Annotated in this window: 16 protein-coding genes; 7 read left to right on the top strand and 9 right to left on the bottom strand. The window is 67.3% G+C overall.

The genetic code is table 11. From position 1 onward, the window contains the following. Window positions 1-2 precede the first annotated feature (2 nt). The gene (locus RDV64_RS06790; RefSeq protein WP_309198514.1) at window positions 3-1,460 is read left to right on the top strand and encodes a PfkB family carbohydrate kinase; all 1,458 of its coding nucleotides are present in this window, start codon (window positions 3-5) and stop codon (window positions 1,458-1,460) included. A 3-nt stretch (window positions 1,461-1,463) separates the two neighbouring features. On the opposite strand, the gene RDV64_RS06785 is transcribed toward RDV64_RS06790, so the two are convergent. Continuing rightward, on the bottom strand, window positions 1,464-2,186 hold the full coding sequence (locus RDV64_RS06785; RefSeq protein WP_309198513.1) for a L,D-transpeptidase: 723 nt from the start codon (window positions 2,184-2,186) through the stop codon (window positions 1,464-1,466). 70 nt (window positions 2,187-2,256) lie between these two features. Between RDV64_RS06785 and RDV64_RS06780 the strand changes: the two genes are divergently transcribed. Beyond that, entirely contained in the window at window positions 2,257-3,057 is an 801-nt protein-coding gene (locus RDV64_RS06780; protein WP_309198512.1) for an alpha/beta fold hydrolase, read from the top strand. Here the strand turns inward: RDV64_RS06780 and tssH are convergent. The 7 genes from tssH to tssB all read right to left on the bottom strand — a co-directional run bounded on the left by tssH (window position 3,054) and on the right by tssB (window position 11,950). Further along, complete coding sequence (gene tssH, locus RDV64_RS06775) at window positions 3,054-5,714, bottom strand: type VI secretion system ATPase TssH (RefSeq protein WP_309198511.1); 2,661 nt, start codon at window positions 5,712-5,714, stop codon at window positions 3,054-3,056. The two genes, RDV64_RS06780 and tssH, sit on opposite strands and share 4 nt — an antisense overlap. Window positions 5,715-5,747: 33 nt before the next feature. After that, window positions 5,748-6,740, bottom strand: a complete 993-nt coding sequence (gene tssG / locus RDV64_RS06770) for a type VI secretion system baseplate subunit TssG (protein WP_309198510.1) — start codon at window positions 6,738-6,740, stop codon at window positions 5,748-5,750. Next, complete coding sequence (gene tssF / locus RDV64_RS06765; protein ID WP_309198509.1) at window positions 6,737-8,692, bottom strand: type VI secretion system baseplate subunit TssF; 1,956 nt, start codon at window positions 8,690-8,692, stop codon at window positions 6,737-6,739. Before tssF ends, tssG begins: the two co-directional genes overlap by 4 nt. Before the next feature lie 3 nt (window positions 8,693-8,695). Then, a complete protein-coding gene (gene tssE / locus RDV64_RS06760) occupies window positions 8,696-9,241 on the bottom strand; it encodes a type VI secretion system baseplate subunit TssE (RefSeq protein ID WP_309198508.1) in 546 nt (181 codons plus the stop codon). Window positions 9,242-9,303: 62 nt separating this feature from the next. Beyond that, window positions 9,304-9,786, bottom strand: coding sequence for a type VI secretion system tube protein Hcp (locus RDV64_RS06755; protein WP_309198506.1), 483 nt, complete (start codon window positions 9,784-9,786; stop codon window positions 9,304-9,306). Between the two features lie 117 nt (window positions 9,787-9,903). Then, complete coding sequence (gene tssC / locus RDV64_RS06750) at window positions 9,904-11,394, bottom strand: type VI secretion system contractile sheath large subunit (protein ID WP_309198505.1); 1,491 nt, start codon at window positions 11,392-11,394, stop codon at window positions 9,904-9,906. Window positions 11,395-11,422: 28 nt separating this feature from the next. After that, window positions 11,423-11,950, bottom strand: coding sequence for a type VI secretion system contractile sheath small subunit (gene tssB, locus RDV64_RS06745; RefSeq protein WP_309198504.1), 528 nt, complete (start codon window positions 11,948-11,950; stop codon window positions 11,423-11,425). A 226-nt stretch (window positions 11,951-12,176) separates the two neighbouring features. On the opposite strand from tssB, the gene RDV64_RS06740 reads away from it, so the two are divergent. Beyond that, window positions 12,177-13,526 carry a tetratricopeptide repeat protein gene (locus tag RDV64_RS06740; protein ID WP_309198503.1) on the top strand — a complete coding sequence of 450 codons (1,350 nt, stop codon included), beginning with the start codon at window positions 12,177-12,179 and terminating at the stop codon, window positions 13,524-13,526. A gap of 35 nt (window positions 13,527-13,561) precedes the next feature. On the opposite strand, the gene RDV64_RS06735 is transcribed toward RDV64_RS06740, so the two are convergent. After that, a complete protein-coding gene (locus RDV64_RS06735; RefSeq protein WP_309198502.1) occupies window positions 13,562-14,002 on the bottom strand; it encodes a hypothetical protein in 441 nt (146 codons plus the stop codon). A gap of 64 nt (window positions 14,003-14,066) precedes the next feature. Here RDV64_RS06735 and RDV64_RS06730 point away from each other — a divergent pair, with 64 nt between their 5' ends. The 4 genes from RDV64_RS06730 to recQ all read left to right on the top strand — a co-directional run bounded on the left by RDV64_RS06730 (window position 14,067) and on the right by recQ (window position 19,738). Beyond that, window positions 14,067-16,403 (top strand): BON domain-containing protein, encoded by a 2,337-nt coding sequence (locus RDV64_RS06730; RefSeq protein WP_309198501.1) that lies wholly within the window; start codon window positions 14,067-14,069, stop codon window positions 16,401-16,403. Window positions 16,404-16,421: 18 nt separating this feature from the next. After that, window positions 16,422-16,715, top strand: a complete 294-nt coding sequence (locus RDV64_RS06725; RefSeq protein WP_309198500.1) for a hypothetical protein — start codon at window positions 16,422-16,424, stop codon at window positions 16,713-16,715. A gap of 105 nt (window positions 16,716-16,820) precedes the next feature. Then, on the top strand, window positions 16,821-17,885 hold the full coding sequence (locus tag RDV64_RS06720) for a 2'-deoxycytidine 5'-triphosphate deaminase (RefSeq protein WP_309198499.1): 1,065 nt from the start codon (window positions 16,821-16,823) through the stop codon (window positions 17,883-17,885). Next, a complete protein-coding gene (recQ, locus tag RDV64_RS06715) occupies window positions 17,882-19,738 on the top strand; it encodes a DNA helicase RecQ (RefSeq protein ID WP_309198498.1) in 1,857 nt (618 codons plus the stop codon). The genes RDV64_RS06720 and recQ overlap by 4 nt, the downstream gene beginning before the upstream one ends. Window positions 19,739-20,028: the final 290 nt, after the last annotated feature.

Below are 20,028 nucleotides of genomic sequence, written 5' to 3'. Positions count from 1 at the left end.
GCGTGGGATTGCGTGCCGCCACCTTCGCGCTGACGCGCCGCGGGCACACGGTGTGGATGGTGCCGACGGTGGTGATGCCGTGGCATCCGGGCCATGGCGCGTCCACCCGCACCCCGATGCCCCAGCTTGCCGCGCAGCTTGAGGAAATGGCGGCCAACGCCGCAGGCGTGGACGCGGTGCTGACCGGCTATTTTGCCGACGCGGCGCAGGTGAAGGCCGCCGCCGCGTTCATTGATGCAGTGAAGGCCGCCCGGCCGGACGCGGTGGTGGTGGTCGACCCCGTCACCGGCGACGAGAATGGACGCTATGTCCCCGATGCGGTCGCCGAGGCCATCCGCGACTGCCTTCTTCCACGCGCTGACGTTGCCACGCCAAACGTCAACGAGCTGCGTGACCTTGGCGGTGCGGCGACCCCCGAAGCTGCGGCGGGTCTGGCGCCTGCCGTGGTGGTGACCTCTGCGGTGTTGTCGGCGGACGAGATCGAAGGCTGGGTTGTGCGCGGCGCGGATGTGGTGCGCCTCTCCCATCCGCGCGTTGCCAGCGCCGCGCGGGGGACGGGAGACCTTTACAGCGCAGTCCTCACCGCAGCGCTCTTGGAAGGCGGTAGCGTGGTGGATGCAGCGCACACCGCGGCGGCGGCCACGTTGTCGGCGGTCCACCGGTCCGGCAGCGAGGCGCTGGACCTTGCCGCGAGCCAGAACGCCATTGCCGCGCCGGATCTTGCCACCGTCCACCGCGACGGCACGACTGGGCGCCGCGTGCACGGGGTGGATGGCTGCCCGCGCGGGTGGGCGGTCGTATCCGTGGCGGCGGAGGGGCCGCTGCTGCCCGAGGCGTCCCTTGTGCCGACGCTCGCGCCGCTCGTTGCCAGTGGCGAAATCGTTGCCGTCGACATGCCCATCGGCCTGCCGGACCGGATTGTCGGGCCGGGGCGGGGGGCCGAACAGGCGGTGCGGCCGCTGCTGCGTGGCCGCCAGTCGTCCGTGTTCTCGATTCCAGCGCGTGCGGCAGTCTATGCGCCGGACTATGCGAGCGCGTGCGAGGCGGCCCTCGCCACGTCCGAACCGCCGCGCAAGATCAGCAAGCAATCATTCATGATCTTTCCGAAAATCAAAGAGATCGATGAGCTTCTGACGCCGCTCAACGAGGAGCGGGTATTCGAGGTCCATCCCGAGATGGCATTCTGGCACCTGAATGGCGGAGAGGCGATGGCCACCGCCAAGACCGTGAAGGGCATGCCAGCGCGCCAGGGACTGGAATCGCGGATTGCGCTGCTCGTGCGCGAAGGTTTTGCGCCGGCCTTTTTCGAGGCGCCGCCGGCTGGCGTTCCGCTGGTCGATCTGGTGGATGCTGCGGCCTCTGCGCTGATTGCCCGCCGCTGTGCCGCCGGCACGGCCCGGCCCTATCCCGACCCGCCGGAGCGGGACGCCCGGGGGCTCCGGGCTGCAATCTGGGTCTGACCGTCAAAAGGGTGTGGTGGCGGCGACAATCTGCGAGCGGTCACTCTGCGGGCCGAACACGATGACCTTGGCGCCCACCGGCGTGCGGGCGTAAAGGTCCGCAATGTCCTCGTTCAGCATCCGGATGCATCCGGACGAGACGGCGCCGCCGATGGTGCTTTCCTGCGTCGTTCCATGGATGCGGTAGAGCGTGGAGCCGAGATAGAGCGCGGCCGCGCCGAGGGGGTTGCCGGGACCGCCGGGCATCCATTCGGGAAGTTCGGGCTGGCGCTCACGCATTTCGGCAGGCGGGGTCCAGGCGGGCCATTCGGCCTTGCGGCTCACCTTTTCCACGCCGGACCAGGTAAACCCCTCCCGGCCGACGCCGACGCCGTAGCGGATGGCGACGCCGCCGGTCTGGATGCGGTAGAGGTAGCGCGCTTCGGTATCGACGACGATGGTGCCGGGCGCCTCACCGGTGTTGAAAGTCACCAGCGCCCGCGCGTAACGCATCCGCCGGCGCTCCTCCAGTTCCTTGCGATTGATGCCCTGCTGCACCCACTTGCGGCTGCGCCCGTCGAATACGGTGCGGGTGCGGCGCGCGGCTTGCGGCTTGGGAGAGAAGGACGGGCGGTAGTTGAATTGCTGGCCCGTCAGCGGATTGGTGAGTTCCATCGTGCCCGCGGTGCCGGGAGAGGCCGGCGCGGCCGCAAATGCGAGGGCGAGTGCCAGAAGTGCGATGCGCATGAGCTTGCCTCCAATGCTTACCGAGACGTAACCAGAATTGGTAAACGCGCCGTTAAGGAGTTCTGACCCGATGGACGAGATCCCCGCCCCGCTGATCCCGCTCCCCCACACGAGCCGCGGCGACGGCGATCCGCCTCTGGTTCTGATCCACGGTTTCGGCGGCGACCGGCTGGCATGGTCGGGCCTTGCCGGTCCGCTCTCCCGGCAGCGGCGGACCCTTGCATTCGACCTGCCGGGCCATGGGGCGGCGGCGGCGTGGTCTCCGGTGCCCAATGCTGCCGCGGCAGCCCGCGCGCTGATCGACAGCCTCGATGCGCTCGGCATCACGCGTGCGGTGCTCGTCGGCCACTCGCTGGGCGGGGCGGTGGCCAGCATCGTTGGTTTGATGCGGCCTGATCTTGTGGCGCGGCTGATCTTGCTGGCGCCGGGCGGTTTCGGGCCGGAGATGAACGTGGCGCTGCTGCGCCGCTATGCCGATGCGCAGGACGAAGCGGCGCTCGCCGCCGTATTGCCCGGCTTTTTCGCGCCGGACTTTGCGGTGCCGCCGGCGCTTGCCCGGCTCGGAGCCGAGAGCCGCACGGCGCCCGGCGTTGCCGACTCGCTGGCCGCGATCGTGAAGGTCATCACCAAGGATGAAGGGCAAGGAACACTGCCGCTGGCCGACCTCGCCGCACAGCCCTTTCCCGTGACGCTCGTCTGGGGCGATGCGGACGGGGTGCTGCCGGTGGCGCAGGCTCTCGCCGCGCCGGAGGCCTTTGTGCGCCACATCCTGCCCGGCGCCGGCCACATGCCGCATCTGGAAGCGCCGAAGCGGGTCCTGGAGATCATCACCGAAACGCTCGCCGCTGACGCCGCCACGCCGGCAGGCTAGCTGGCGACGCTGGCGGGCTCCGGCGGTGCATCGGGGAAGGCGTCATCGTTGAAGGCATAAAGGAGTTCGCCGTCTCTGGCAGTGACGCGCACCGTGTCGATGGCCTCCTCGCGCATGGCGCGGGTCAGGAACTCGCGGCTGATTGTGGGGAGGATCGAGTTGGTGATGATCCGGTCGATCATCCGCCCCCCGGAGCCGGGGTCGTTGCAGCGCTCGACAACGTGGCTCACCAGCGCGTCGTCAAACGCGAACGCTGCGCCCTGGTTCTCCTTCACCGTGCGGGCAACGCGGCCCAGCTGAAGGCGGACGATCCCGGCCATCACGTCGTCGGAGAGGGGGAAATAGGGGATGGTCACCATCCGCCCCAGGAGCGCGGGCGGGAACACCTTGATCAGCTCGTCGTTGAGCGGGCCGGAGAGTTCGTCCGGGTTGTCGCGATAGAACGGATCGCGGGCAAGGCCGGTGATGAGGTCGGTGCCCACGTTGGAGGTGAGGACGATCAGCGTGTTCTTGAAGTCGATCACGCGGCCGGTGCCGTCCTCCATCACGCCCTTGTCGAACACCTGAAAGAACACCTCGTGGACATCGGGGTGCGCCTTCTCCACCTCGTCCAGAAGGACGACCGAGAAGGGTCTGCGCCGCACGGCTTCGGTCAGCCGTCCGCCTTCGCCGTAGCCCACATAGCCGGGGGGCGCTCCCTTCAGCGCCGAGACCGTGTGCGCCTCCTGAAACTCCGACATGTTGATGGTGATGACATTCTGCTCGCCGCCATAAAGCTGTTCGGCAATGGCCAGCGCCGTCTCCGTCTTGCCGACGCCGGAGGGGCCGCACAGCATGAACACGCCGATGGGCTTGTTGGGATTGTCGAGCCTTGCCCGGCTGGTCTCCACCCGTTTGGCGATGGCCTTGAGGCCGTGGGACTGGCCGATCACGCGGGCAGCCAGATGGTCGGAAAGCGCCAGCACGGTTTCGATCTCGTTGCGCACCATCCGGCCGACGGGAATGCCCGTCCAGTCCGACACCACGGAGGCGACCGCCTCGGCATCGACGTGGGCGTGCATCTGCCGGCGGTCGGGGTCGATGGCTGAGAGGGCATCGAGCGCGGCGCCCAGTTCCGCGCGGTCCATCTCGCCGTCGGCGGCGCGCAGCGCGAGGATCTTCGAGACGTGCTCACGCTCGGTGGTCCAGTCGGCCTCCAGCGTTTCGCGCTCGCCCTTCAGGCGCGTGACCTCTTCGGCGAGCTCGTCTGCGCGGCTTCTGGTATCGACGCCGAGGTCGGTGTCGGCGGCAAGGGCGGTTTCCTCTCGCTCCGCCGCGGCGAGGGCGGCTTCCACGTCCGCCAGCGCGGCGGGCTTGGTTGCCTGGGTGATCGCCACGCGGGCACAGGCGGTGTCGAGCAGGCTGACCGCCTTGTCCGGCAGCTGGCGGGCGGGAATGTAGCGCTTGGAGAGGGCAACGGCGGCGGTCACCGCGCCGTCGGCAATGCGGACATGGTGGTGCTTTTCCATGGGGGCCACCAGGCCGCGCAGCATGTGGACCGCGCGCGCTTCGTCCGGTTCATCCACCGCAACGGGCTGGAAGCGCCGCGTCAGCGCCGGGTCTTTTTCGAAATATTGGCGGTATTCGCTCCACGTGGTGGCGGCGATGGTGCGCAGGGTGCCGCGCGCCAGCGCCGGTTTCAGGAGGTTGGCGGCGTCGCCGGTGCCGGCCTGCCCGCCCGCGCCGATTAGGGTGTGCGCTTCGTCGATGAACAGGATGATGGGGGTTTCGGCGCCTTGCACCTCGTCGATCAGGGTTCGCAGCCGCTGCTCGAACTCGCCCTTCATCGAGGCGCCGGCCTGCAAGAGGCCGATGTCGAGCGACAGGACGGAAACGCCCTTCAGCGCGTCGGGGACGTTGCCGGCCACCACCTGCTGGGCAAATCCTTCCACCACCGCCGTCTTGCCGACGCCCGCCTCGCCGGTGAGGATCGGGTTGTTCTGCCGCCGCCGCATCAGGACATCGACAATCTGGCGGATCTCGTTGTCCCGGCCCACGATGGGGTCCATCCGGCCCGAGCGTGCGTCCGCCGTCAGGTCGGTGGTGAACCGCTCGATGGTGCCGCCGTGGCGCTTCTCGCCGCCATCGTGCGCCGGTGCGTCGGCGGACAGGCTGGACCCGTCGACCGGGCCGAGGCTTTCCTCGACGGACTGGCGCCACAAGGTGCCATGCTCGCGAACCACGTCGTCCGCCGAAAGGTCGGCGAGGAGCGGGGAGAGGTTGGCGATGATGCGGCTGGCCGACCGCGACCGCAGCGCACCCACCAGAAGATGCCCGGAGCGCACCTGCGTTTCGCCGAACATCAGCGTGCCGAAATACCAGGCTTCGCGAAATGCCTCGAAGATGGACTCGCCAAAGCCGGGGCTGGCGGACGGCCTGCGGGGGTAGGCCTCGATCACGCGCTGCACATCGGCCAGAACGCGGGCACGGTCGACGTTCAGCCCGTCCAGCGTGAGGGCAATGTCGCACTGGTCGTTCTGCAGGAAATGGGCGAGCCAGTGGGCAAACTCGACAGCGGAATGTCCGTCGCCCCGCGCCTGCCGCCGCGCCCTGATCAGCATTTCATAGCAAACGCGGTTGAGCTTGCCGAGGATGACTTCGTTGGTAACGTCGAGCATGGCGGGGTCTCCGTCCTGAAATTTCTTGTGCGTCTAATGAGTTGGGCCTGGCGGGCGAAATCTTGCGTCGGCGAGTACGGTTTTGTCCTGGCCCTGGTGTTGCGGGTTGAGCCAGCCGGTCCAGCCGAGCTGGCCGGCCACGCCAAGCGTTGCGGACGGGGCAAGGTGCGTGGGCAAGGCCAGCTCGATGTCCCAGTCCAGCTCGTCGCCGAGGTAGAAGTCGATGGCGTCGGCCAGGCGCACGGCGTTGGGGCCCGTGGGCAGGAACGAGGCATAGTCGCCGAGCGATCCGACGGTGACGCGGATGCGGATCTTCTCGTCGAAGGTGAGGACCGTGCGGCCCGCCATCAGGTCGACGCCGAGCGCGCTGTTGGCCATGCCGAGGCGGGACTGGTCCTCCGGCGCCAGAGCCAGCGCGGTGGGCACGAACTCCTCCACCTCCACATCCACCGCAAACAGCCCGGCCAGAAACGACCGCAGCCGCGACGCCGATTTAACGCGGGCCGAAAGAAGCCCGGCGTAGGCCGTCTTGGCGATGTCGGCGACGGCGCCGGGGGGCTGCGGCGCGGGCAGGCCGAGGCCGACCACGGCACCGACGTAGCGCATGAAGCGGTCGTCGTCCGGCCGGTCGTGCTGGGCGATGGGGCGGGCATCGGCCCAGGCGCGGTAGAAGAGCTGGATGAAGCGGTTGTTGAAGATGTCGAGGAAGCGGGCGAACGCCTCGTCGTCATGGATCTGCCACTGGTAGGCTTCCTCGGTCACCGACAGCGGCAGCGCGCCCATCGGCCCCATCAGGCCGAGAAACTGCACGGCCAGAGAGAGCCGGCCCGCCTCGTCGACACCGGCGCGCACCACGTTGGAGGCCGGAAAGGCGAAGAACGGGTCTTGCGCGAGGTCCGCCAGATCGCGGTTGCGCCGGCCGGCCTCGCCGATGCGCGGGTGGTCCGGCCGCTCCCGCTCGGCCCGGCGCAGCAGCGTGAAAAGGTCGTACCGGAAGGGTTCGGCGGGATCGACGGTGCGGGTCACAGGGAGGGCCGTTCGCCGAACACCGGGGCCCAGCGCTGGATCTCGCCGCGCTCCACCGAGCGCAGCACCGTCTGCGTGAAGCGGTTGATCGACACATACTCGGCAAAGAATTTGTTGAGGACGACGCCCATCAGATAGGCGCCCGACCCCTCGAACGCATTCTCTTCCACGGTGACGGTCACCTCCAGCCCGCGTGCAGCACCAAAACCGCCGGCGGAGCGGATGCGGCGCACGATGGGCCGGCTCTCCACCGTGCGAATCGCCTCGATCCGGCGGCGGGCCGCGGCATCCGACGGGTCGGCGAACAGGGTGAGAAGGCTTTTCAGCGTTCGTGCGCCCTCGGCCGGGTCCGCCTCGGCCAAGCCGCGCTGATTGAGGCTCATGAAGTTCACGAGCCGCCAGGCCACGCTGCCGGTGTGAAGCACGTCCTCGCCGGTTTCGCGGTAGGCGACGACGGGCGGGCGGGGCGGTGTCGGGCCGGCCACGCAGTGGATGTCCAGCTCGGTGTTGTCGAGGAGGGTGAAGTCCACGCCGCCTTCGCCAACGGGAAGCTGCTCGGTGAGGTGCCGGTTGGAGCAGAGACCTCGCAGGCTGATCTGGGAAATTTCGGAGCCGAAGCCGGGGCCGGCCGGTTCGGACAGCGAGACGAACAGCTCCGTGCCGGCGTAGGTCGATGCGCGGCCGGTGCGCTCTTCCTGGCTTGAGCGTTTGCGCGGCAGGCGGCGCACGGTGTAGGCGAGCGCGCTTTCGTCATCCACCTTGCGGCCGGAGGCGGAGTAGAGCGGCAACACCGGCACCTTCGCACCCCCGCCCGCATGATGGGCGTAGACCTCCTCGATGCGGAAGGGCTCGTAGTCGAGCGGGTGGGTGCGGTCGGGCACCACATGAAATTCGTGCCGGTTGTCGGTGACGGAAACCCTGTCCATGCTCTTGGCAAAGAGGTTTACGGCGGGGGCGGCGTACAGCGCGAACGCATCCTTTGCCACAATCTGCGGCAGGCGGACGCTGGACGCGGAAAAGCCGAACACGATCTCGAAATTGTTGCTTTCGACGTGGCTCAGCGCTTTTTGCAGGCCGTTGATGGTGAACCCGAGGAATTTGTGGGCGAACCAGAAATATTCCCGCAGCGCGTGGAAACCGCGGAACACGCGGCCGGTCTCGGGGATCAGGAAATCGTCTGCGGTGAGGCCGAGCGGGGTGATGGCGCCGGGCCCGAGCGCGATGGCCACCGGGTCGCCATGCCGGTCGGCAAACCGGACCCATACGCCGGCGCGGCGGCCGAGGATCTGTTCGTAAAGGGTGACGGCATCCGCCTCGGGCGCGACGAGGTGGATGGGCAGCGCATCAAGGTCGATGCCTTTCACCCACTGGCCCGGCTGGGTTGCCTCTTCCGGTTCGTCGCGCCGCGCCGCCGCAGTCCGGTTGCGAAATTTGAGCGACAGGCCGCAGGGGGTCCGCGGAGGTGGGTTGATGCCCAGCGCATGAAGCGAGGCTTCGGAAGGCAGGTGGGTCGCGGCCGTCAGCTCCAGCGGCCACAGGGTGATGGGCGCTCTCAGCTGGTAGCGGCAGGCAACGCGGCGTTCGCGCTCCAGATAGGTTGCGTCGATCAGGCTGCCGCTGGCGATGGTCTGCCCTTCGCGCAAGGCGGCATCGCCGTAACCGGGCGTGAAGGCGGCCATCAGCGCCGAGGGGGTCGGCGCCAGATAATCCGGCAGGAGCTGTTCGATGTAGTTGGACGTGAACTCGTGGAATTCGTGCTTCAGCTTCAGCTGCACGCGGGCGGCGAGGAAGGCAGCACCTTCCAGAAGGCCGGTGATGAGCGGGTCCTGCGCATCGCGCGTGAGGCCGCCCAGCCGCTCGGCAATTCCCGGAAATTCGCGCGCGAACTCGCCCGCATGATCGTTGAGATATCGAAGTTCATGGTTGTAAAGGCTGAGGAATTCCCGGTCCACGATCTACAGCCTTTCGATGCGGAACTTGCCGGGCACATTGTCCACCTCGGCAATGAACTCGACGGGGATGTTGAGCGGCTCGGCCCTGAGCTCGGCGTAGACCAGAAAGCGGAGCTGGAGCGTTGCACTGTCCACAGCGGTGTCGCGGCGGGCGTCGATGCTGCCGGGCACCACGCGCGGCTCGAAGTTGACGATCGCCTCGCGGATACTGCCGCCGACCGCGTTGACCGCAACGTCCTCCAGCGTCAGCCGAGACAGGTCGGGCATGCCGTAGTTGAGGATGGAGCTGCGCACTTCGGGCAGATCGGAAAAATCTTCGGTGGCTTCCATGTGGACCGAGTTGAGAAGGCCGGAGAGATTATCGCGCACCTCGGCGCGCAGGTCCGCTTCGTCCACCGGGTGGCGGCCCATGCCGCGGTGGCCGCTGACAATGCGCGCGCCTGAGGCGTCGCGCATGTCCAGCGGCTTTTTCGCGTCGCCGGCCTTGTGGGCCTGGGCGAAGATGAAGTGGAGCGGCGGCAGGGTACGCGCCGTTTTCGGCGTGGCCACGGCGTGCCTCTACCGTCGGGCGACACGGCCATGAGGCCGCGTCGCGAGGGGGTGGCTGACGGTTACTTCCACTCCTGCGTCTGGATGTTGAATTCCATCTTCTCGTCCTTGTCCTGGGAGCCGTCGGCCTTCTGCGAGAAGTACTGGTATTCGACCTTGGCAAAGTTGAGCGAGATGCTTTCGGTGATCCGGTCGTCGCCGCCGGAGCCGCCGAACTGGTAGGACGACACGAGAATGTCGGTCATCTTGATCTTGATGTACTCGAGCGGTTTGTCGCCGGCCTTGCGGACCACCATCATGCCTTCCTTGATGTGCTTGCCGCCGGCGCACATGCGGGCCAGGACCGGAGACGACAGGTCCGTGTACTTGGTGAACGAGATGTCCTGCACGTTCGCCTTGCCGGAGCCGCCGCCTCCGCCGAGGTGCCGGGTGGCGCTCTGGTTCAGGCCCCATGACCAGGCCAGAACGTCGATCTCGTCCTTGTGCTTGGAGTCAAAGGATTCGCCCTTAATACCGTCGAGCTTGAGAAAAAAGTCTACAGCCATTGTCTATTTCCTTTTCCTATACGCTAATTTACTGCGTATGAATGGATATGTGATGCAGATCACAAAAGACCCGCGCCCTGTTGCTATCGCCCGGGGCTGAAAACCGCCCGGTTTACGTTAGGTGGGCGTTGGCAGGCGCGACACAAGACTTAAACCGATGTCCATTCCTTCCAATTGATAGTGAGGCCGCAAATAGAACCGCGCACTGTAGTAGCCGGGGTTCTCTTCGTCCTCGACGACCTTGACCGACGCATCGGCCAGCGGCTTCTCGGCCTTCTGCGCTTCGGAGGCGATTGACGGGTTGGTGAGGACGTAGCGGTTGATCCAGCTCTGCAGCCAGCTTTCCAGCTCGTCGCGTTCCTTGGAGGAGCCGATCTGGTCTCGGACCATGCATTTCAGGTAGTGGGCGAAACGCGAGGTGGCGAAGATGTAGGGCAGCCGGGCTGACAGGTTGTCGGACGCGGTGGCCTCGGGCTTGTCGTATTTCTTCGGCTTGTAGATCGACTGGCCGCCGATGAAGGCCGCCTTGTCGGTGTTCTTGCGATGGATGATCGGCAGGAAGCCGGCCGCCGAAAGTTCGCCCTCGCGCCGGTCGCTGATGGCGATCTCGGTGGGGCACTTCATGTCGGTGCCGTCGTCGGTCGGGAAGGTGTGGATCGGCAGGTTGAGCACCTCGCCGCCGGACTTCACGCCCCTGATGCGGGTCGACCAGCCATATTCCTTGTAGGCGCGGTTGACGTTGACGGCCATGGCATAGGCGGCGTTCATCCAGCCATATTTCTCGCCGTCGTGGCCGTCGGTCTCTTCCTCGTAGGCGAATTCCTCCACCGGGTCGGTGGCTGCACCGTAGGGCAGGCGCGACAGGACGCGCGGCATGCACAAGCCGAGGTAGCGCGTGTCGGTTTCGTCCCGCAGGCCGCGCCAGGCGGCATATTCCGGCGTGTCGAAGATCTTGCCGAGGTCACGCGGATTGGCGAGCTCACGCCAGGAATCCATGTTCAGCATGTTGGGATCGACGCCGGACATGAACGGCGCGTGCGCAGCGCTGGCGATCTTGGCCATGGAGCGCATGATCGCAACGTCCTGCGGCTGCTGGCTGAAGTAATAATCCCCCACAAGCGCGCCGTAGGGGTGCCCGCCGAGTTGCCCGAACTCCTGCTCGTAAATCTGCTTGAACAGCGGGCTCTGGTCCCAGCGCGCGCCCGGATACTGCTTGAACATTCCGTTGAGTTCATTCTTGGAGATGTTCAAGACTTTGATCTGTAGCGCAGAATCTGTCTCGGAGTTGAAAACGAGGTGGTGCAGGCCACGCCACGCGCTTTCGATCTGCTGAAACTCGGGCGCGTGCATGATCTCGTTGACCTGATCGGTCAATTTCTTGTCGATGACCGCGATCATTTCTTCGATGGTGTCGAGCACGTCCTCCTTGATGAGGCTCGTGTCGGCCAGTGCCTGGGCCACCAGGGTGGTGACGGCGTTCTCGACGTCGGAGGCGGCCTGCTCCGTGCGGGGGCGAAAATTCTGTTTCAGCAGGTCGGAGAATTCATCCGGATCGACCTCCCTGGCCGTGCCTGCTGCGGAGTCCTGTGTCGTGTCAGTGGACGACATAATATTCCTCAAAACAAAGGGTTATGGATCAAGAGCCGTCGTCGGCGGTGTTGCCGCCCTGGGCGGCCGCGCGCTTCTGGAGGGCCGCCATAAGATCGGGATCCTGGAGCAGAGCCTTGATCTGACTGGACGCGCCCGACTTGCCGTCCATGAACCGCAAGAGGTGAGAAAGCTGCTCGCGCGCCTCAAGAAGTTTCTGCGTCGAAGGGACCGCCCGTGCGACCGCCGCTGGCGAAAAATCTTCCATGCGCTTGAAATTCATCTGCACAGACATTTTCTCAGTGGAGTCCGGATCGAGTTTGTTGGCAATTGCCATCGCGATTCCCGGGTCGACCGATTCCATGAACTTGGTGAAATTATCCATGTCCACTTTCGAAAACGTCCGATCCGAGACTTCCGCCTTGTCCTTGCCGGCAGCGTTGCCGGAAAGGTCGGACAGCACCCCCATCACGAAGGGGAGTTCGACCAGCTGCTCGGCGTCGTATGGATCTTCATAAGTAATATGGACCCGAGGCGGCCGGTTTCGGCCGATAAAACCTTGCCCACCGCTTGGCATGGTTGCCTCCCTCAATAAGGTTTCAAAAATGCTCGAACACAGATAAGCCGCAGGAAGCGGCGTCCGTCAACGCAGAATCTATTATTTTTTGGTCGCAAACACCTGCGCAATGCTTGAAGATTGCAGTGATTGTGGCCGTCTTGTGGCATGGATCCGTGCATTCCATCACATGCCGTCCAAATTTTTCGAGATAATTTCTTTAAACGCCATATTGGAGCCAATGCTCATGGACGTACAAGAGAACGACGCCAACCCCGTTGAAGCCTCGGCACGGCCGCGCGAGCGCGTGGTCACCTCACCGCAGGAAGCGCTTCAGCTCGCAGTGGAAATGCACCGCCGTGGCAACGTGGAGCAGGCCGAAGAGATCTACACGGCCGTTCTGGCGCACGAACCGGACAACTCGTCTGCCCTCCAGTTCCTCGGCGTTCTGCGTCACGGGCAGGGCCGGGAGACCGAGGCGCTCGATCTGTTGCAGCGCGCCACCGAAGCCGCGCCGGACTCGCCCGGCACCTTCATGAACTACGGCAACGTGCTTCTGGAGGCCGGCGAAGCCGACAGCGCGGTGGATGCCTACAAGCGGATGCTGGAGCTGGCGCCCGACCATGCCGGCGCATGGAACAACATGGGTGTTCTCCTGCGCACCCTCGGCCGGATCGAGGTGGCCGAAGAGGCGCTGCGCAAGGCGATAGCGCTGGCCCCGGAGGATGCCGGGCCCTGGCACAATCTCGGCAACCTGCTTCTCAGCGCGGGGCGGATCCAGGAGTCGGTCGAATGCGCGTTGCGTTCGGTGACGCTGCTGCCGGAAAGCACCGTCGGCCGCAAGCTTCTGGGTGTGGCCTACGCCTATCTGGGTGAAGCGGAGAAGGCGAAGGCCGTCTTCTACCAGTGGCTGGAAGAGACGCCGGACGATCCGACCGCGTTGCACCACCTGGCAGCGCTGGAAGGCCGTGTGCCCGAGCGGGCCTCCGACGCCTACGTCGAGGATGTGTTCGACAAGTTCGCCGCCTCGTTCGATTCAAAGCTGGAGATGCTTGAGTACCGGGCACCGGAACTGGTGCGCGACTCGCTGGCGGCCATGGTGGGCGACCGCCGCGTCTCGGTGCTGGACGTTGGATGCGGTACGGGACTTGTCGGCCCGCTGATCCAGGGCCGGGTCGGCCATCTCACGGGGATCGACCTCTCCGGCAAGATGCTCGCCAAGGCGAAGACGCGCGGCGTCTACGATGCGTTGGAGAAGGCGGAATTCATCGCCTATCTTGGCGCGGTGGAGCGGGGGTTCGGCGCGATCATTGCGGCCGACTCCCTGTGTTACGTGGGGCCGATGGATGCGTTTTCCGCCAACGCACTGGCCGCGCTGGAGCCGGGCGGCGTGATGATCGGCACGTTCGAGGCCGATGATGACGAGAATGCGGTGACCCTTGGCTATAGCGGGCGCTACACCCACGGCAGCGCCTACCTTGCAAAGACATTTGCGGCCGCCGGCTTCGAGGCCGTCAGCGTCGAGCCGCAGGTCCTGCGCATGGAACAGGGCAAGCCGGTGCACGGCTACATGCTGACGGCCCGCAGGCCCGGCTGAGCCGCGCCTGGGGCGGCCAACGCGCGCTGTTGCGCCTAGTGATCGAGCCCCGCGTCGGCGCGGCTCGTCATCGCAAGAGCGTCCGCACACCCTTCGATCCCGTCGCAGCGCAGCACCTCGTTGACGAAAAGCTTGCCGATATCGCCGCAGCCAAGCGCGAGATCGAACGGGAAGATCTGCATGCGTCCGGCGTCCACCGGCCCGAATGGCAGCGCGAGGCGCTGGAGGATGATCTCGTCACTGCCGAACAGAAATGTGTCCAGCTCCAGGCCGTCCAGCGGGCTTTCGGTCTCGTTGCGGATGATGAAATAGGCCCGGCAGGCGCCGTCCACAGGCTCCAGCTTGTTGAGCTCAACGGCCAGTTGTTGGGGCGGCGCGGTCTGCGCGGCGGGGGATTGCGGGGTGGCTTCCTGTGCCGCGGCAATGGGGGCGGCGGCGAGGAGGAAGCCGAGCGTCAGGGCAAGCCGGCGGAACATGGGGGCCTCAAAGGCTGGTGTGATGGTTCGGAAAGGCTGTTGTCGCTAGAATGGCACGATGACGATGAACTGGCCACACGTGGAGGAGCGCGACCGCGCGCTGTTGCCATCGCAACCTTCGCGCCGCGGCCGCAAGGCGGCGATGACGGTGGCGCTTGCGCTGCACGTCGGCCTCGGCTGGACGGTGCTGTTCGATCCGCCGCCGGATCTCGCCACGCTGACGGAGCGGCGCGAGGCCATCAAGGTCGAGATCATCGCCTTGCGCGATCTGGACGGGATGCGGCGGCCGACGGAGCGTCCGCCCGCGCCAGCCCCGGCCGCGATTGCGGACGATCTCGCCGCCCCGCCGGAGCCCGAGCAGCAGGATGCAGCGCCGGAAATCGACCCCGAGCCGCCCCAGCGTGCCGGACAGCGTGTGCCGCAGGCGCCTGCCTCTGACACTGCGCCAGTGGAGGCTGCGGCGCTTCCCCCGCTGGTTCCGGCGCAGGCCGCGGCCGGGCCAGCATCGGCGCAAACGGCAGCCGCGCCCGCCGCGGCTTCTGTTCCGGCCGGTCCGCTTGCCGCGGCTCCGGCGGTCGGTCAGACTGCGGTCCCGTCTCCCATCCCCAGGGCAGCCGTTTCAAAGGCCGTCGAAGCCGCGCCCGTAGCAGGCCCCGCCGTTGCCGCGGTGTCTGCACCGGCGGCAGGCGCCCGCCACGCGCGACCGCCAGTGCCGCTGGAGCCGTCCGTGGCCGTGCGGCCAGCCAGCGAAACCGCCCGGCCTGACGTTGCGGCCACGGCCCAGGCGCCGCCGGCGGCCGATGCGGCGGTTCCAGGCGTGGCCGCACCCGTGGCCGAGCGCACGGCAGCTTCGGTTGTTGCGGCGCCGCCTCCCCGCGCCGCCCCGGCCGCGACGGTTGCTGCGATCAATGCGCCGCCCCCAACGCAGCTGCCCGGCACCGAAGGCGGCGCGACACTCGTGGCGGCGCGACCCTCTGCCGCACAACCGGCTGCTGTGTCCGTGCCGGAGCCGGGGCCTGCCGCCCGTGCGCCCGCCACGGCGGGACGGGCGGGGCGCGTCGTGGCAGCGGCCGCAGGCGCAGCGCCGCCGGTCGGCACGTCGGCAGCATCGGCAGTGCGCGCCGCCGCACCGGCGTTTGCGGGCAGTAGAGTTGCGGCACCTGCGGTCACGGCGGCCCTGCCGTTGCGGCGCGCGGCGTCTGCTGCACTGGCACCGCGCCCGCCGTCAGCGGCCACGGCCGTTGCGGCCCGCGCGGTCGCGCCTTTGGCGCCGTCGGGGCAGGGCAGCGCTGCGACAATTATGGCGGCCGCGCCACAGGCCGCAACGGTTCCGGCGCCGCCGAGCGAGCCGGCGGGCGGTGAAGCGCGCGTACCGTCGGCCCCCGCGGCGCTGGCGGCAGCGGCGGCCGGTGCGCCTGCATCTCGCGCGGCGTTGACCCCCGTTGCAGCGGTCGCGCCTTCGCTCCCGCTGCGCGCCGCCGCAGCCCAGCGCCCCAGCGGCACCCGCGCCACGCCCGGTGCAGCGAGCCGGATTGCGCCGCGGGCTGTGGCAGCAGTGGCAGCGGCGGCAACCGCAGCCCAGCGCCCCAGCGGCACCCGCGCCACGCCCGGTGCAGCGAGCCGGATTGCGCCGCGGGCTGTGGCAGCAGCGGCAGCGGCAGCAACCGCGAGCGCCGCGCCGCGGGCGGCCACTTCGGGGGCGGGCGCCCGGCTGGCCCCGCGACTTTACGACCTGTCGCAGGCGGTGAACGATGCACTGGACAAGACGCCCTGCGCACGGGTGGCGGGCCTCTCCCGCGGCGCCGGTTCGGTGTCGCTGTCGGGTATTGCCGGGTCGAGGGCGGCGCGCGACGCGGTCATCCGGGCCGCCCGCGGTGTCCCCGGCGTCGAGACGGTGGAGCCGGACATAGCGGTGCTGTCATTCCCCTGCGCCTTCGCCGAGCTGGTGGCAGCGCTGGAAAGCCGGCCGGGCGGGGAGTCTCTGGTGCTGCCGGAGCGGGAGCAGCCCTCCATTAAGGAGTTTCTCGCCTACAAGCAGCTTCTGCTTCAGTTCCGCACGCCTGAATTTCCGAGCCATATTCTGATCGACTATTTCGCGCTCGACGGCTCCGTCGTCCATCTCGACAGTCATTTATGGCCGGACGATCCGTTTCCGCCCAACAAGCAGGTGACGGTGGGCCGGCCGGGGCTTGGCCTCCCCATCACCCTGCGGCCGCCGGCAAGCGAGGAGCTGATCGTCGTGACCGCAACGTCGGAGCGGCTGTTTGCCGAACGCCCGCAGGACGAGCCCGCCGCCGCCTACGTGGAGGCGCTTCAACCCCGTCTCGCCGCTCTGCTCGACCGGGGCGGCGAGGTGGAAATTCTCTCCACAATCATTCAAACAATGGATGACGAGGATTGAGCCGGAGAGGACGACCCCGTGCGCCGCAACAGATTCGAGATCGTTGACGAAGTTCAGGACGACGCCATCACGCTGGAACTTGCCGCCGGAGGGGACCCCGAGATGGCGCGGGTGCATGTGCCGGGCCCTGGCGCAGCGCCGGCCGAAGACGGCACGCCGGCCGAGGCGGAAAAGGTGAGCGAACCGCTTGCCCGCAAGGACGCCTTCCGCGGCGCGATCCAGCTTGCCAACACCATGAAGATGCCGGTGGTGGTGATGGGCGACGATGCCGCCTGGGACCCCATGTGGGGCGACCTTTATCGCCCGGTCTGACAGCGGACGGGCGGTGGAGAGCCGGGATATCCCCGATACTGCCGTCGCGTCGCCCGCACGCGCCTGCTAACGCTGACAATTGACGACAAAATTCAGGGGCGCGTGATGGAAGGTATCCTGCCGCGGCAGGCGATCGAACGGCTGATTGCGGACGGGTCCATTGATGCCGCCGCGGGCATCGAGCCCGGCCAGCTTCAGCCGGCCAGCCTCGACCTGCGGCTTGGGCCGGTGGCGCACCGCATCCGCGCCAGCTTCCTGCCTGGCAGGGGCGAGCGGCTGGCCGCGAAGGTGGAGAGCGTGCGCCTCCACACCATCGACCTTTCGCAGGGCGCGGTGCTGGAAACCGGCTGCGTCTATCTCGTGCCGCTGCAGGAGCAGCTGGCGCTTCCGGCGGACGTTGCCGCCTCCACCAACCCCAAAAGCTCCACCGGCCGGCTCGACGTGTTTACCCGCGTGATCGCAGACGGGGCGGGCGGGTTCGACTTTGCGCCCGCCGGCTACCGCGGTGCGCTGGCGGTGGAGATTTCGCCGCGCACCTTCCCCATTCTCGTGCGCGCCGGCTCCCGCCTCAGCCAGATCCGGTTCCGCCGGGGCGACGCGCGCCTCACCGATGCCGCCCTCACCGAGGTTCACCGCGAAACGCCCATCGCAACGCCGGACGCGCGCATCCACGATGGCCTCAACGTCTCGATCGATCTCATGCCCGAGGCCGGCCGCCCCGCAGGCTACCGCGCCAAGCGCCACACCGCGCTGATCGACGTCGACAAGCGCGACGGCCTCGACATGGCCGAATTCTGGGACCCCATCGAGGCCAAGGACGGCCGCCTGATCCTCGACCCCAACGAATTCTACATCCTGATGAGTCGCGAGGCGGTGACCATCCCGCCCCAGTACGCAGCCGAAATGGTGCCGTTCGACCCGCTGGTCGGCGAATTCCGCGCCCACTACGCGGGCTTCTTCGACCCCGGCTTCGGCACCGTGCCGTCGCGCGCGGTGCTGGAGGTGCGCTCGCGCGAGGTGCCGTTCATTCTGGAGCACGGTCAGGTTGTGGCACGGCTCGCATATGAACGTATGGCTGAATTGCCGGATCAGTTGTATGGTACGGACATCAAGTCAAACTATCAGGCGCAATCGTTGAAACTCTCCAAGCACTTCAAGGCGGTGCCATGAGCGATCTTCTGGACCTCGCCCCATCGAAGGCGCCCGCTGGCGGTGACCGGCGCGGCGCGGACGAGATCCTGCACGATGTGTTCGGCTTCGAGACCTTCCGCCCCGGCCAGAAGGAGATCGTCGATGCCGTGGCCGCCGGCGAGGAAGTGCTGGGCGTGATGCCGACGGGCGGCGGCAAGTCGCTCTGCTATCAGCTCCCGGCGCTGATGCGGCCCGGCGTCACCATCGTCGTCTCGCCGCTGATTGCGCTGATGCGCGATCAGGTGTCGGCCCTGCGCGGCCTCGGCGTGGAGGCCGGCGCGGTCAACTCCTCCAACGACGCCTCGGACAACCGGCGCCTCCTGTCGCGTGCTGCATCCGGCGACCTCAAGCTCCTCTACATCTCGCCGGAGCGGCTCTCTTCCGCCGAAACGCTGCACGCGCTGCGCGATGCGCCCATTGCCATGATGGCGGTGGACGAGGCACACTGCGTCTCCCAGTGGGGCCACGATTTCCGCCCGGAGTATCGGCTGCTGGGCGAAGTCCGGCGCGACCTCGGGATCAGGCAGACCGTTGCCTTCACTGCGACGGCCGACAAGATCACCCGCGACGATATCGGCGAGCGCCTGTTCGCCGCGGCGCCGCGCGTTTTCGTGCGCTCGTTCGACCGGCCGAACATCTCGCTGGCGATGACCGCGCGGCAGGACGGGCGGGCCGAGCTCCTCGCCTTCCTCAAGGCGCACGAGGGCGAAAGCGGCATCATCTACTGCCAATCCCGCCGCAAGGTGGATGAAACCGCCGCATTCCTCGCCGCGCGCGGCATGAAGGCGATCGCCTACCACGCGGGCCTGGAACGCGGCGAACGCGACCACAACCAGGATATTTTTCTGCGCGAGGACGGGGTGATCGTGGTCGCCACCGTTGCGTTTGGCATGGGTGTCGACAAGCCGGACGTGCGGTTCGTCTTCCACATGGACCTGCCGAAAAACATCGAGAGCTATTATCAGGAGATCGGCCGTGCCGGGCGCGATGGTCTGCCCGCCACCGCCCACGCGCTCTACGGCTTCGGCGAGATCCGCCAGTTCCGCCAGTGGATCGAAGGCGCGGAGACCACGCCCGAGCAAAAGGCCATCGAGCACGCCAAGGTGAATGCGCTGGTGTCCCTTTGCGAGGCGCCGCGCTGCCGCCGCGTCGTCCTGCTCGACTATTTTGGCGAAACGGCGGAACCCTGCGGCAACTGCGACCTTTGCGGCGGCAAGGTGGAAACCTTCGATGCCACGGTGCTGGCGCAAAAGGCGCTGTCCGCCGTGGTGCGCACCCGCGAACGGTTCGGCGTGGAGCACCTCATCAACATTTTGCGCGGCGAACCCTCGGACAAGGTGACGCAGCACGGGCACGAGAACCTCCCCACCTTCGGCGTCGGCAAGGACCAGTCGAAGAACGCGTGGCGGTCGATCTTCCGCCAGATCGGCATGATCGGCTACGCCGGCGCCGACCCCGAGCGGCACGGCGGCTGGCGCGTTTACGAGACCGGGTGGAAGGTACTGAAGGGCGAGGAAAAGGTAACGCTCCGAAAGGACGCTCTCTCCCTCAAGGACAAGACCCCCAAGGGCGCCGCCGCCGACCTGCCGACCGACTACGACAAGGACCTTCTCGATGCGCTGAAGGCCCGGCGCCGCACCCTGGCGGACGAGCGCGACGTGCCGGCCTATGTCATCTTTTCCGACCGCTCGCTGATCGAGATGGCCGCAAAAGTGCCTGAAAGCATGGACGAAATGAGGGGCATTCACGGCGTCGGCGAACGCAAGCTGAAGGACCTCGCGCCTTCATTTCTTGAAGTGGTGCGGGAATATAGCGGGGGTGCATCCTCCTGAGAGGGTGTGCCTCGCGGCGCGGTTGCTCGCGGCCGTGCCCATAAGCTCCCTCGGTTGTCGAGGCTCCCGCGGAGCGGTGACCGCGTCAACCCACGCTGCGCTCTTCGGGGTTGACCCGGCCACCGCTCCGCGGGGTTCTGAGGGTGTCGGCTCCGCCGGAATGTCGCCAAGCGAAGACTCGCCTCCGGCGGGTCTTCCACCGGAATAGGGAAGAGGGCGTTCGGCGCGGGCGCGGTGCTTCGTGGCGGGTGCGTTGTCGGCGGCGGCGATCGTCGATATATCCGGACAAC

The sequence above is a fragment of the Acuticoccus sp. MNP-M23 genome, assembly GCF_031195445.1.
Taxonomy (GTDB): Bacteria; Pseudomonadota; Alphaproteobacteria; order Rhizobiales; family Amorphaceae; genus Acuticoccus.
The sequence above is the reverse complement of the archived record's forward strand: the minus strand, read 5'-3'. Positions and strand labels throughout refer to the sequence as shown.